Annotated in this window: 9 protein-coding genes; 2 read left to right on the top strand and 7 right to left on the bottom strand. The window is 38.8% G+C overall.

All coding sequences use genetic code 11. The annotated features are described in order from the left end of the window. The first annotated feature begins 158 nt into the window (after nt 1-158). Together dinB and Q2T41_RS11590 are read left to right on the top strand one after the other, a co-directional pair. On the top strand, nt 159-1373 hold the full coding sequence (dinB, locus tag Q2T41_RS11585) for a DNA polymerase IV (RefSeq protein ID WP_304436223.1): 1215 nt from the start codon (nt 159-161) through the stop codon (nt 1371-1373). A 246-nt stretch (nt 1374-1619) separates the two neighbouring features. After that, the gene (locus Q2T41_RS11590) at nt 1620-4655 is read left to right on the top strand and encodes a DNA polymerase III subunit alpha (RefSeq protein WP_304436224.1); all 3036 of its coding nucleotides are present in this window, start codon (nt 1620-1622) and stop codon (nt 4653-4655) included. A 67-nt stretch (nt 4656-4722) separates the two neighbouring features. Here the strand turns inward: Q2T41_RS11590 and Q2T41_RS11595 are convergent, their stop codons facing one another. The 7 genes from Q2T41_RS11595 to Q2T41_RS11625 form a co-directional block, all read right to left on the bottom strand. Then, entirely contained in the window at nt 4723-4860 is a 138-nt protein-coding gene (locus Q2T41_RS11595) for a hypothetical protein (protein WP_027065147.1), read from the bottom strand. A 124-nt stretch (nt 4861-4984) separates the two neighbouring features. Next, a complete protein-coding gene (locus tag Q2T41_RS11600) occupies nt 4985-6616 on the bottom strand; it encodes a carboxylesterase/lipase family protein (protein WP_304436225.1) in 1632 nt (543 codons plus the stop codon). 177 nt (nt 6617-6793) lie between these two features. Continuing rightward, a complete protein-coding gene (locus Q2T41_RS11605; RefSeq protein ID WP_304436226.1) occupies nt 6794-8212 on the bottom strand; it encodes a purine-cytosine permease family protein in 1419 nt (472 codons plus the stop codon). A 14-nt stretch (nt 8213-8226) separates the two neighbouring features. Next, the gene (locus Q2T41_RS11610) at nt 8227-9378 is read right to left on the bottom strand and encodes an alpha-hydroxy acid oxidase (protein ID WP_304436227.1); all 1152 of its coding nucleotides are present in this window, start codon (nt 9376-9378) and stop codon (nt 8227-8229) included. Between the two features lie 9 nt (nt 9379-9387). After that, on the bottom strand, nt 9388-10758 hold the full coding sequence (locus tag Q2T41_RS11615) for an FGGY-family carbohydrate kinase (protein ID WP_304436228.1): 1371 nt from the start codon (nt 10756-10758) through the stop codon (nt 9388-9390). Nucleotides 10759-10761: 3 nt separating this feature from the next. Continuing rightward, on the bottom strand, nt 10762-12042 hold the full coding sequence (locus Q2T41_RS11620) for a sugar isomerase (protein WP_304436229.1): 1281 nt from the start codon (nt 12040-12042) through the stop codon (nt 10762-10764). 69 nt (nt 12043-12111) lie between these two features. Further along, nucleotides 12112-14208 (bottom strand): bifunctional aldolase/short-chain dehydrogenase, encoded by a 2097-nt coding sequence (locus tag Q2T41_RS11625; protein WP_304436230.1) that lies wholly within the window; start codon nt 14206-14208, stop codon nt 12112-12114. Between the last annotated feature and the right edge of the window lie 30 nt (nt 14209-14238).

Raw genomic sequence — 14238 nt, forward strand, 5'->3', positions numbered from 1 at the left:
TGTTCAAAACCAAGTCATTTATATTACAAAAACAGGATTTTTTAGCTTTATTATTTTATAATGAATGTAAAATATTAAGATGTTAAATATTGGAAATAATCCTAATAATTGGAAATAATCCATAATTTAGCTATCCCGATTTTTTTAGAGGGATAGTTATGAGCAAGACCATACTTCACATAGATTTAGATACATTTTATGTGTCTGTAGAGCGACTCAATAACCGTGAGTTACAGAACAAACCTTTGCTGGTAGGTGGTACGGGAGACCGTGGTGTGGTTGCGGCATGTAGTTATGAAACCCGTGGTTATGGGGTGCATTCTGGTATGCCCATGAAAATGGCACGAGAACTTTGTCCGGAAGCTTTTGTGATTCGTGGTAACGCGGGCGAGTATAGCAAGCACTCAGATGTAGTGACGGAAATAATTAAAGAGTACGTGCCCGTATTCGAAAAATCGAGTATCGATGAGTTTTATGCAGACCTCTCCGGTATGGACCGTTTTTTTGGTTGCTACCAGTATGCTTCAGAAATGCGTAAGAAAATCATCAGGGAAACAGGGCTTCCTATTTCCTTTGGTCTATCGGCAAACAAGGTTGTTTCTAAAGTAGCAACAAATGAAGCTAAACCCAATAATCAGCTCAAAATTGATGAAGGGTTGGAGAAACCTTTTTTAGCGCCACTTTCTATAAAGAAAATTCCCATGGTAGGTGATAAAACCTATCAGACCTTGCGAAATTTGGGGTTACGACAAGTGCGAACAGTGCAGGAAATGCCTATGGAAGTCATGCAGCGTGTATTGGGAGCCAATGGCGGAGTCATTTGGAAAAGAGCCAACGGTATTGATAATACGCCCGTAATCCCGTTCTGCGAGCGTAAATCTATCTCAACCGAACGTACGTTTGACAAAGATACGATCGATGTCAATAGATTAAGGGGAATCCTCATCGCCATGACCGAAAATCTAGCCTACCAATTACGACGAGGCGAAAAGTTGACGGCCTGTATTTCGGTTAAAATTAGGTATTCAGATTTTAACACCTATTCGAAACAACTGCGCATTCCCTATACCAGTGCAGACCATATTTTGATTCCCAAGATTTTAGATCTGTTCAAGAATTTATATAACCGTAGGTTATTGGTAAGGCTGATAGGTATACGTTTTAGTCATTTGGTTACGGGTAATTACCAAATCAACCTGTTCGATGATACAGAAGAAATTTTAAGCCTTTACAACGCTATGGATGAAATTCGAAAACGCTATGGAGATAAGAGTGTGCTACGAGCATCGGGCATGGGAGCTAAGACGATTGGGAGAATGCATAATCCTTTTAATGGCCTGCCACCAGTGGTTTTGGCGCACCGGAAGTTTTAGTTATTGGTTGACGGTCGTCAGTTGTCTGTTGTTGGAGTTATTTGTCCGGTCAATCGTAGTCGAGGCCAGTTCACTGAGCGTAGCCGAAGTGAAATTTAATGGGAGAAATTAGATGTTGGAAAAGAGAATATAGAATATAGAATATAGAAAATAGAAAAGGGAAAAGGGAAAATAGAGAAGAGAAATAGTTAAGGGCGCTCTTGAGCTCAGCGCAAAAAACGAAAAACGAAAAACGAATAACGAATTTTGTATCTAAACTGCCATACATATTATAGCCTACGCTACGGGACTTTTTCGGAACTGGAGCTTTTGCAATTGGCAAAGGAGCATGGGGTTACACAATTGGCATTAACGGATATCAACAATACATCAGCTTGTTTAAATTTTGTACGTAAGGCCCCGGAGTATGATATACGGCCTATTTTAGGAATTGATTTTAGAAACGGAGTAGAGCCTTGTTTTGTTGGTATAGCTAAAAATAATGAGGGATTTCTGGAGCTCAACGACTTTTTATCGGAACACATTCATCAAGAAAAGAAAATTCCGGAAATAGCTCCGAAGTTTGAACATGTGTATGTTATTTATCCGTTTGAGAAAGTCCTTCAGAACGAAAAGAAAAGCTTTGATGAACATGAGTTTATAGGGGTTTCGGTAAATGAGTTGAAACGATTACGATTTTCTAAATTATTGCAACAACGGGAAAAGATTATTCTACTACAGCCCGTAACCTTTAGGAACAAGCGCGATTTTAATGCGCACCGTCTCTTGAGAGCCATTGCTAAAAATACCTTACTCAGTAAATTATCTGTAACCGAACAGGCGGATGAAGATGAAAAGATGTACGCAATTCCCAATTTGGCGGCACACTTTTCTGAACACAATTTTATTTTGGAGAATACACAAAAGTTAATGAATGCCTGTTCGATTCATTTTGATTTTTCCGCCGGTAGAAAGCCACAAAATTTAAGTACATACTTGGGCAGCAAAAAAGAGGATGAGGTCTTTCTTGAAAAATTATGTCAAGAAGGCCTGCCCTACAGGTATCCTGAGGTTGACAAAGCTGTACTAAACCGTTTGGAAAAGGAACTTTACTTAATTAAAAAAATGGGCTTTGTATCCTACTTTCTTATCAATTGGGATATTATTTCTTACGCCAGAAAACAAAAATTCTTTTATGTGGGAAGAGGAAGTGGTGCCAACAGTATTGTAGCCTACCTTCTTTTTATTACCGATGTAGATCCTATGGAGCTCGACCTCTATTTTGAACGATTTATTAATCTATATCGGGTGAATCCACCAGATTTTGATATTGATTTTTCACATAGAGATAGGCCCGTAATGACCGAGTATATTTTTAATCGATTCAAAAATGTAGCATTGTTGGGTACCTATGTTACTTTTCAGTCCCGCGGTGTTATACGTGAACTGGGCAAAGTGTTCGGTCTACCTAAAGATGAAATCGATTTGCTTTGCGATGGTGCTATTCAAGCGGGTCGTCTAGATAATATTTCGGCTTTAGTGCTTAAATACACGCAGTTGCTACACGGTATGCCCAATTACTTGAGCATACATGCGGGCGGAATTTTAATTACCGAGAAACCCATTCATTGGTTCTCGGCTACCAATATGCCTCCAAAAGGCTTCCCCACCACACAATTTGATATGGTGATTGCAGAAGATGTCGGACTCTATAAATTCGATATTCTCGCACAACGAGGACTCTCAAAAATAAAAGAGACCCTGGATATTTTGGAGCGCGACCGCCCTAAAGAATTCGCCAAATTCGATATTCATGATATAAAGGCGTTTAAAAAAGACCCTAAAATCAATAACATGGTTAAAATGGCGCAATGCATGGGCTGTTTTTACGTGGAATCTCCCGCTATGCGTATGTTATTGAAGAAGCTAGAAGTAGACACTTACTTGGGTCTGGTGGCGGCAAGTTCTATTATTCGCCCGGGTGTTTCTAAAAGCGGAATGATGCGAGAATATATTCTACGGCATCGTAACAAGGGCAGGGCAGAGGAGTTAGCGCACCCAGTAATGTTAGAAATTATGCCAGAAACTTATGGGGTTATGGTATACCAAGAAGATGTGATAAAAGTAGCCCATCATTTTGCAGATTTAGATTTGGGCGAAGCCGATGTTTTACGGCGGGGAATGAGTGGTAAGTTCCGATCACGAGAGGAGTTCCAAAAGGTACAGGACAAGTTTATGGACAACTGCCGTAAAAAAGGCTATGACGAAAAGCTCATTAATGAAGTGTGGGACCAAGTGGCAAGTTTTGCCGGTTATGCTTTTGCCAAGGGGCATTCGGCATCGTACGCGGTAGAAAGTTATCAGAGTTTATTTTTGCGTGCCTATTACCCGTTAGAATACATGGTAGCGGTGCTCAATAATGGTGGTGGATTTTACAAACCCGAATTCTATGTACATGAAGCCCGTATGTTGGGCGCTACCATTCATCCACCTTGTATCAATAATAGCAATGCGGATAACAAGATTTATGGTAAGCACCTGTATTTAGGCTTGGGTTATTTACGGGAATTGGAGCAGCGGGTAATGGAACGTATTCTAAAGGAGCGTACTCTAAATGGTTATTTTATGTCGTTAGAAGATTTTTTGGATAGGTTGATTATTTCCATTGAACAAATAAGTATTTTAATACGGATTGATGCCTTTAGGTTTACCGAAACCAATAAACATGAACTCCTTTGGAAAGCACATTTATTCTTGAATAAAACCAAGAAAATAGACCATCCAAAATTGTTTACGCCACGGCACCAACATTTTGAAATTCCATCATTGTATAGTACTAATTTAGAAGTAGCTTTTACGCAATTGGAGTTGTTGGGGTTTAGTTTGTGTAGCCCGTTTGAACTTTTGGCAACTCCACCTCTTCATACCACCGGTAGTAAGGACCTGGAATTATATCTAAATAAAAATATTGATATTTATGGATATTTGATTACGGTAAAACGCACGCGGACGCATACGGGTAAGGCAATGTTCTTTGCTACACTATTAGACCAGCAGGGTCAGGTTTTTGATACGGTCCTGTTTCCGCCAGAGGCCGCTAGATATATGTTTAGGGGAAGGGGTGTATACCGTTTTTATGGAAAGGTGGTAAGTGAATTCGGGTTTTTAAGTATTGAGGTCATTAAACTTCAAAAACAAGATTTTGTGCAAGACCCCAGGTATGCGGACATGAAAACCAGCGCCAAAGTTTTTGACCAAAAGAAGCTGAATAATCAAGAAGGGAAAATAGAAGTTAGAGAATAGAAAAGAGAGAAAGCTCTATTGCAACGCGCTAAGCACCCTGTAAAAAACCATCAACCAACAACTAATCTTAAAAAGCTTCTAATACATAACCGAATATCCAGTATAAAATTAGAAATACAAAAACGGTTCCTATGCACCCGCATTTTCCACCACCTATTTTCTTTGCGCCATACCACGCACCAATAATTTGAATCAGTTTTTTCATAAAGCCAATTTACGGGTTTTGATGGTTACTTTTAAAACAAAATGTAACTCAAAAAAAATTGGTTTTGGGATTATTATGGTTTACAATTCCCAAAACCAATGATTAAAATTCTAAAAAGTTTTTTTTATTTGTTTTTATAGGTATTGTCCAAAAATTCATAACGGGAATCGTTTTTGGCTTCTGTCAATTTACTTTCTGTATCAATTACCATAACAGGAGGGTTCTTGTCATTTGATTTTGCCGCTTCCCAGTTTGGTAATCCTTCACCATTAGGATTTCCGGTTTTAATGAAATTGGCAAAATAGGCCATCATTTCTTTAGAAACTTTAAAGTCATCTGCCGTCCAGGCATAATCATTCACCAAATGCAAGTTGCCCATACAATATTCAATTTCACAGGCATGTGGGGCACCAACAGCTTTTGGTGCGGGGGGAGTGTCAGCTTCTTTTTCCACTGTTCCACCGGCCAAGCCAGAAGCTAATGTTTTATCAACTAAGGGCGGCCTTAGTTTACTGTATAGATAACGATATACTGGCTGATTACTGTTCTTTCTATGAAGATCAAACCATTTCCACGTACTGTACGATATAAACCTATCAGAAGCTAATGCAGTTGCTGATAATTCTATTTCTTTTTCCGAACCATGAGGGTATAACTCCAGTACTTGCTTATATTTTTTTGGGTAAGCGACTTTTACTTTGCTTACATAATTCTCTTCTGTGTAAGGACCTTGTGTAAATGCCATTCCTGGAATTTCGGCTGAGTTCCAACCTAATAATAAAGGAACCATAGCTTGTTCTTTACTTTCAAAAATTTCGGGTAATGTTTTTGGTAAAAAATATCCATCTAAAACGGCAGGAAAGCCAAATCTTTTTGACTCATTGTATAATTCATATACTTCTCTAGTACTCAATTTTCGTAATTCAGCAAGAGAAGGGTACCCCGCATTTTTAGCAAACTCCATTCCAATATTTTCAGCATCTTTTAGGCTAACTGGTGCCATTGTAGGGTTGATTCCTGCGCCGCTTTCACCAATTGCACCTGCAATTAAGTTTTTAGAAAGTGGAGAAGCCATTTGCTGACTAGCACCAATTGATCCAGCAGATTCACCTGCAATAGTTACTTTACTTGGATCACCACCAAAAGCATTTATATTTTTATTTACCCATTTTAGTGCCGCATTTTGATCTAATAGACCATAATTGCCAGAAGCTTTATAAGAGGCTTCGGCACTTAACTCCGGATGAGCTAAAAAGCCGAATATATTTAGTCTATAGTTTGTGGTTACGACTACAATACCCTCTTTTGCCATACTTTCACCATCATAGCGAGGTTCAGATGCATCACCTGCTACATTGCCTCCACCAAAGAAGTATACCAACACAGGTAAATCTTTGGTATTGCGACCAGCAGGTGTCCATACATTTAGATATAGACAATCTTCACTAACTCCATTGGATCTAGATTTCATATCTCCAAAAACCATAGTTTGCATTGGGCGAGGACCGAAGGCTTTAGTCTCTTTAACTCCGCTCCAATTATCTAAAGGTTGCGGGGCTTTCCACCTCAGTTCACCTACAGGTGGTTTTGCAAATGGAATTCCGAAATAGCGTTGAATACCATTGTGGGTGTCATAATTACCTTCGATAATTCCGTTTTCAATTTTTACTTGAACAGGAAAGGAGTTGGTCTCTTGTGCTGAAGAATAACTGCTAGATAGAATCAGAGTGAATATTAAAATTTGAAAATTTTTCATTTGAATTGGTTTTCTATTGTCTCAATTTGTAACAATAATACATTTATTATTTTAAATATTTGATCATCTGTTAATTAAAATCATCAAAATAACTCAAATTCTTAATTCTTGTAAACGAAAAAGTGAATGATAACGCACGAGCTACCATTCACTTTTTAGCTAAGAAAAATTCTTAATTTAAGCCATCTTCTTCTGAGAATATTTACTGAGGATCAAGAATAAAACACCGCATAACAACCATGCAGGTAGAGTAACAAAAGATAGAAAAACATCGAACTGAACCGATATAAAATAGAATAGTCCGAAACTGATACCCCAAGCTAATAAAACCGATTTATTGAATTTCATATTTGCCAGTTCTGCATAGTTCTGAGCGATACCCGCTTGCTTATGGAAAAAATGTTCAAATACGATAACAGCACCAACAGGGGCCAATATAAATCCGTAGAGTGCAACAAAATCTAATAATTTCATTGCAAATGCAGGGAATAGCCCTGCAATAGTCGCAATAGAACCAGCTAAAATGGTTACCCAGAACGTAGATGCTTTTGGCATGATCGCTTGAAATGCGAGTCCGGCTCTATAAATGGTCGGGTTCGCGGTTGTCCATCCTGCCAACACAACGGCAATAATTCCGAAAACACCAATAGCATTATAGGCCAAAGGGCCTGGCGCTACATTGGGCGCTTGACCTTGTGCCAATAGGGCTTGTGCCTCTGGAGATTGAACATAGACCGCATATAATAATGCAGCAGCAATCCATGCCATATAATGACCTACATACATACCTGCAGCTGTTGTCCACCCAGAACTCGCTTTTTTTGCAAAACGAAAAACAGAAAGATCGGACATACCTATATGCATTGCAGCATTAGCAAACCAAGACCAAAAGAAAACATGCCAAAAGGTGTATTTAATCTGCCCAGGGAAGGGTTCTCCACCTTCTCCCCAAATATTCCAAAAATCTTTAAAACTTCCTACTCCCAATTGTTGTAATGCAATTACTCCACAGGCTACGAAAGCCAAAACAATTACGGGAGACATCCAATTTGCAGCTTTAGAAACCGTATCATAACCTTTAGAGGCTATTAATGAAATTATAGCGCCAATGCCAATTACAATAATAACCCACGTAGCACCATTAGGCATAGTATCCGTTAGCTTTGGCATTTCCATATCAAAAGGAATACCTACTGCAGTGGCAGAAACGGTAATCATGGCCCCGGCCAAAAAACAGAATAAGATTCCGTTGGCAAGGTTATACCCAACAACTAATTTTTTTCCACAGATTTTTTCCAATTGATAATATAAGGTCAACCTTCTTTTAACGGCTATTTCGGAAGTCAAAAATCGCCAGCTGATTACCGCCATGAGGTTTCCTAAAAGTAGACCGATTATTAAGTCAAAAGCACTTACCCCGGTGGTAAGGAACAACGGACCTATAACAAACTCGGTTCCAGCAGCATGCTCTCCTGCATACATGCCCAAAAAACTTTTCCAGCTTTTAAGGTTGGATTGGGGTACGGGTTCTCTTTCAAATTCGCCACCGGCCAATTTTTCAATTACTTCTTCTTCTTCTTGGTGATTTTGGCTCATGGTGGTGGTTGGTTTTAAGTGGTTATTAAATGTTTTGGTAAATCTTCTACGCGTTCACAGCATAATTGGTCCATTACCTGTTTAAACTGTGTTTTTAGCATGCTAATCGTGTGGTCTCCCCCTTTATTTCCTAAGGCTCCGGTTCCATAAACAAAAGAGCGGCCCATAAAAGTGAATTTTGCGCCACATGCCATGGCACGTGCGATGTCCGGACCGGAGCGTAATCCGCTGTCCATCATTATTTCTATTTGGTCACTATATTTAGCTGTGATTTCCTGTAATGAATTAATGGTAGATTGCGCAGCATCTAACTGTCTGCCACCATGGTTTGAAACGATAATTCCGTCAAATCCCATACGAATAGCATCTTGTGTGTCTTGTTCAGAGGCTACGCCTTTCAGAACTAATTTGCCTTTCCATCTATCACGTATCGGTTTTATTTTTTCTTCGTTCAATCTGCCGGAAAAAGTCTTGTCCATAAAAGCACCTAGTTGTTTTAGATTTAGACCTTCAGGGGTATAAGGTTTTAAGGTTTCAAAAGTGGGTTGGCCATATTTTAAGGTGTTGTATGCCCAATTTGGTTTTCCTAAAATTTGAAGAATATTCGAAACGGTCATTTTTGGGGGTAGTGCCAAGCCGTTTCTAAAATCTCGAGGACGATAACCAAAAGTGGGTACATCGCAAAGTAATACCAATACAGGGCAACCAGCTGCTTCAGCCCTGTCAATGATGCTATCTCTAATTGCGTCATCAACCGGGTTGTACAATTGAAACCAAGCATTACCTTCCGTAAGCTCACTTGCTTTTTCAATATCCATCGTAGTAACCGTACTAAGTATGAATGGGATATTATGGTTGTAGGCCGATTTTGCTAGAATTGCAGGTGTATTTGGCCACATTAAGCCTTGCAAACCTACGGGAGCTATGCCAAAAGGCGCATCGAACTCCATACCCAACACCTTTGTCTTTGTGGAGCTGGCACCTTGATTTCTTAAATAGCGTGGTTGTAATTGTACTTTACGTATTTCTGAGGTGTTTCTGGCAAGGCTAACATCTTCATTACAACCTCCATCTAAATATTCAAAAGCAAATTTTGGTATTCTACTTTTCGCTTTTATTCTTAAATCATCTACTGATGGATAATCCGAATTGAAACTATTCGCCATAACTCTTTCTTATTTTATAATGAACGGTACATGTTTTTTTAAACTGTAATTTTTCTTCAAGAACTTGGAATTCAACTTACTATCAGAAATAGCGATCGCTGCGCCCAATGCAGAGCCCAACGATGAATCTGTAGTGCGTAGTTCCATGTTTCTTAAATAATGGGATAGCAATTTAATGTAAACATCATTATCACTAAAACCGCCGTCAATATAAAGTTTTTCTATGGGTTCGTCACCTGCTGCAATCTTAATACTTTCAACTTGTAGCAAGACCAATTCTGTCATTAAGTGATGATAGGCATGTTCAAAATTATCATAGGGTATATTGGTTTTTTTTGGCATTTGTCTGGTTGTGAACCCTTTCCATTTAAAGATGGGGTCCATATCCTTTACAATTTCGAAATAGGTATCGTTATTAAATTTGACCGACTTGTGGTAATCTTCGCTAACACCAAAAAATTCAGCCATTTCTTTTACTTGTAACGTATACTCATTTCCTAAAAACAAGCGTGCAGATTTTACAGGTTTGCCATTGATCCGCATATAATTAATACAGTTTTTATCAATGTCTTCCTTAGTCAATAATTTTTCTGAAAACGGATTTAAAGCAATACTCCATGTACCTGTAGATACTAAAATAAATTTCTTTCTAATGCTTCTTACATACGGTAATAGTGCTGCAGAACTGTCGTGAATGCCTACACCAATTTTTATTCGTTTACCGTTGTAATTAAGATTGATACTCGTTTCTGTTGAAACGATAGGAGGTAAGATTTTGTGAAATTCTTCCGCATATACCCAATCGTGATAATCTTTCTTGGAAAAATCCCACAACGATGTATGGCAACCGATACTGGTGTATTCACTAATGGGGATACCCGTAAAAATATAGCTAATGTATTGTGGTAAGTGTAAGGAGTATTTAATCTTTTTAAAAACAGCAGGTTTGTTGTGTTTTAACCAATATAGCTGCATGCCAGAATTAAGCATACCATCATTAGACGAACCTGTTGTAACTGCTATTTTATCTGCAGGGCCATATTTTTCAAAAAAGGAATCTATCACTTTCTTATCTAAAGGCTTGGTGTAATTATATAAGGGAGTCACAACTTCTCCCTGTTCATCCAAATGAACCAAACTGGCCCCATAGGTAGAGAAGTTAATGGCCGTTATATTGTATTTTTCCGATTTTAATATCCTGTCAAACACATTTTTTAACCAATTTTGAAGCGATTTTAGATCTTCTGTAGGGTGACCGTCTTCATCAACAATAGTATCAAAAGTGGTATATTCCCTATACACTTCTTGATAATCGGCATCAAAAAGAAAGAACTTCTTATTGGTTTTACCTATATCGAATATGGCGGTTACTTTTTTCATGAACTATAAGCCTGTAGCTACAGAATTCATACCTCTTTCTTTTATCAAACCTTCTCTAATTCTTAAAGAACGATACGATTTTAATGGGTCTATGGCACCACCACTTAAAGCTCTTGCCTGGGCCACTAATGGGCGCACATCTGTTCTATAGGCATTTTGTAATATTTCTTGACAAAGCGTTACATCATTTCTTGATTGTGCCGCCTGTAATTCTTCTTGGTCTACCAAAAGTGCTTTTGCATATGCTTCTTGAATAGCTTCTAACGATTGTAATAAGTCTTCAAGTGGGTCTTTAATATTATGGCTGGCATCAATCATCCAAGCTAAATCAGGATTCTGAGGATTATTTTCCATACCATATACCAATTCATTAAAAATTAAGAACAAGGCATAAGGTTTTACACTACCTACCGTACTATCGTCATCCCCATATTTACTGTCGTTAAAATGAAAACCGCCTAGTTTTCCTTTTAGCATTAAGGTTGACACTATTTGTTCAATATTTGTATTGGGTAGGTGATGGCCTAAATCTACCAACGTATATGCCTTTTCACCGCACGCATTTGCCAGCATAAAAGAGGTGCCCCAATCTTGTATTACGGTACTATAAAAATTAGGCTCGTAAGGCTTGTATTCAATAAATATTTTCCAATCCTCTGGTAATGCCGAATATATACTTTTTAAACTGTTTTCAGTATGTGTTAAGGCCGATTGAAAATTGCGTTGACCAGCAAAATTGGCGCCATCTGCCAACCAGACCGTTAAGCTTTTTGATCCTAGTTTTTCACCTATTTTAATGACATCTATATTATGTTGAACGGCCTGTTCACGTACCGATGCATTTAAATTGGAGAGCGATCCGAACCTATAACTTTCCTTTGTATTTTTTTGATCTTGAAAGGTATTGGAGTTTACGGCATCGAAAACTAGATCATTGGCGTTTGCCAATTCTTTAATGGCATTATAGTCTTGAGGAATATCCCAAGGAATGTGAAGGGAAATTGCCCCTGCAGTTTTGGTAAGGGCATGTAGAACACCTACATCTTCAATTTTTTGTTCCAATGAAGCGGGCTCCCCAAAAAAACCGAACCTACCAAAACGGGTTCCACCGGCACCCAATGCCCAACTTGGAATAGCTACCTGAAAATTGGCCAACTTTCTAAGGATTGTATGTACATCCTTATCTTGTTTATCCAATTGTCCGGACAAAAAATTAAATTGATCGGTATGGTGCTGTTCTACCTTTTTGTTTTCCGTTAGAATTTGGTCTTTATTTAGTTGCATACAAAGTTGATTTAAAATAGACCTGTTGGCTTACTACACCAACAGGTCTGCACTCACTCACTCAATTTACTATCGTACAAATGCATTGGCCATACCGCCATCTACATTAATGATGTTTCCTGTGGACTTATCCAAAATGCCTACCAGTGCAAAAACACCATTGGCAATATCCGCAGGATATATGATTTCGTTCAATAAATTTCTTTTTGCATAATGTGCCGGTAGTTCCTCTACGGAGATACCATAGGCCTTTGCACGGCCTTCCGCCCAGTCTCCTTCCCAAATTTTACTGCCCACGATGACGCCGTCTGGGTTGACTACATTTACCCTGATCTTATCTGCTGCCAATTCTGCCGCTAATAAGCGCGACATATGTTGCTGGGCTGCCTTTGCTGTTCCGTAACCTACGTTATTTGGACCGGATACCAGTCCGTTTTTACTGGCAATATTTATAATGTCACCTCCCAAACCTTGTTTGCGTAAAATTGTGACTCCTTGTTTGGCTAATTCAAATTGTCCTTTAACCAATACATTTTGTAAAATATCCCAATCTGCATCGGTAGTTTCTGTCAACGGTTTTGAAATTGCCAAACCGGCACTATGTACTATAATATCAATACCACCGAATTCTAAACATGCTTTTTTATAAGCTTCGGTAATCGATTCGTTTTTTGTGACATCACATACCGCATAACTGGCTACATCACGTGCATAGGTGTCCACGGCTTCCTGTAATCTATCTTCCGCGATATCACTTAATACTACATTGGCGCCTTCCTCTGCCAATTTATCCGCAATGGCCTTCCCTATGCCACCACCTGCGCCTGTAATAAAGGCTACTCGCCTGGATAATGGTTTTTCTTTGGGCATTCGTTGTAGCTTGGCTTCTTCCAACAACCAATATTCTATATCAAAAGCTTCTTGCCTTGGCAATGATGTATATGCCGATATAGCTTCCGCACCACGCATTACATTAATCGCATTTATATAGAATTCATTGGCTACACGTGTAGTTTGCTTATTTTTTGCAAAACTGAACATACCCACACCAGGATAAATAATGATTACCGGATTGGCATCACGTATGGCTGGACTATTGGATTTTTTACACGTGTCGTAATAATCTTTGTATTCTTGTCTATATTTTTGGAACGATGGTTGCAGTTTTTTTAGAATAGCATCCGTATCGCTTAAATCTTCATCTGTTTTTAAATCCAATACCAATGGTTGTATCTTGGTACGTAGGAAATGGTCGGGACAAGAGGTGCCCATTGGTGCCAAACGTTCCAAATCATTGCTGTTAATGAATTCAAGCACAATGTCATTGTCGTTGAAATGACCGATCATTCTGGCTTCGGAAGAACATAAACCTCTAAGCATTGGCATAAGTTGTGATGCTTTTTCCAATCGTTCTTCTTTGGGTAGGCTTTGTAATTTTTGTCCACCGAAAACACTTCCTTTTTCCTTTATTTTTTTCTCGATATATTCCGAAGCCATTTCAATGACCTCTAAACTGTTTATGTAGGACTCATAAGAGGTGTCGCCCCATGTAAAAAGTCCATGGCTCCCTAAAACAATACCTCTAATACCCGGGTTGTCGTTTAAACATTTTTCCAATTGAAGCCCCAGGTCAAAACCAGGTCGTTGCCATGGTACCCAGCCCATGGTGTCTCCCCAAATTTCTTTGGTCACCTGTTCACTATCCTTGGCCGCGGCTACAGCAATCAAAGCATCTGGGTGTAAATGGTCTATATGCTTAAAAGGTAGTAACCCGTGTAAGGGCGTATCTATTGAAGGTGCTTTACTATTTAAATCATAAATACAATGGTTGAACAGGCCTACCATACGATCTTCGTCTTCTAGACCACCATATACGTTTTTTAAGTCGCGTAAACGCTCGGTATACAATCCTGCAATACCTGCCTTGGTCAAAGTGCCTATATCGCCACCAGAACCCTTGATCCACATTACCTCAACGTCTTCATTTGTCAAGGGGTCTTTTTCTATGGTTTTACAACTGGTGTTACCGCCACCGTAGTTGGTAATTCTTAAATCTGCCCCCAATATATTGGAGCGGTACAAAAACAGGGCAACTTGGTCATCACCAAATTGAGCGGCTTTTTTTTCATCCCAAAGGTAATTAACGTGTTTAAAGTTTTTTTGCATCTTGGATTGCTTAGTGTTATTATGATAATT

It is taken from the genome of Maribacter confluentis, from assembly GCF_030505015.1.
Classification (GTDB): Bacteria; Bacteroidota; Bacteroidia; order Flavobacteriales; family Flavobacteriaceae; genus Maribacter; species Maribacter sedimenticola.

Bases quoted from the DNA above. Each gene is read 5' to 3' on its own strand.
- Q2T41_RS11625 (WP_304436230.1), bottom strand. From the start codon at position 14,208: ATGCAAAAAAACTTTAAACACGTTAATTACCTTTGGGATGAAAAAAAA.
- Q2T41_RS11605 (WP_304436226.1), bottom strand. From the start codon at position 8,212: ATGAGCCAAAATCACCAAGAAGAAGAAGAAGTAATTGAAAAATTGGCC.
- Q2T41_RS11615 (WP_304436228.1), bottom strand. From the start codon at position 10,758: ATGAAAAAAGTAACCGCCATATTCGATATAGGTAAAACCAATAAGAAG.
- Q2T41_RS11620 (WP_304436229.1), bottom strand. From the start codon at position 12,042: ATGCAACTAAATAAAGACCAAATTCTAACGGAAAACAAAAAGGTAGAA.
- Q2T41_RS11600 (WP_304436225.1), bottom strand. From the start codon at position 6,616: ATGAAAAATTTTCAAATTTTAATATTCACTCTGATTCTATCTAGCAGT.
- dinB (WP_304436223.1), top strand. From the start codon at position 159: ATGAGCAAGACCATACTTCACATAGATTTAGATACATTTTATGTGTCT.
- Q2T41_RS11610 (WP_304436227.1), bottom strand. From the start codon at position 9,378: ATGGCGAATAGTTTCAATTCGGATTATCCATCAGTAGATGATTTAAGA.
- Q2T41_RS11595 (WP_027065147.1), bottom strand. From the start codon at position 4,860: ATGAAAAAACTGATTCAAATTATTGGTGCGTGGTATGGCGCAAAGAAA.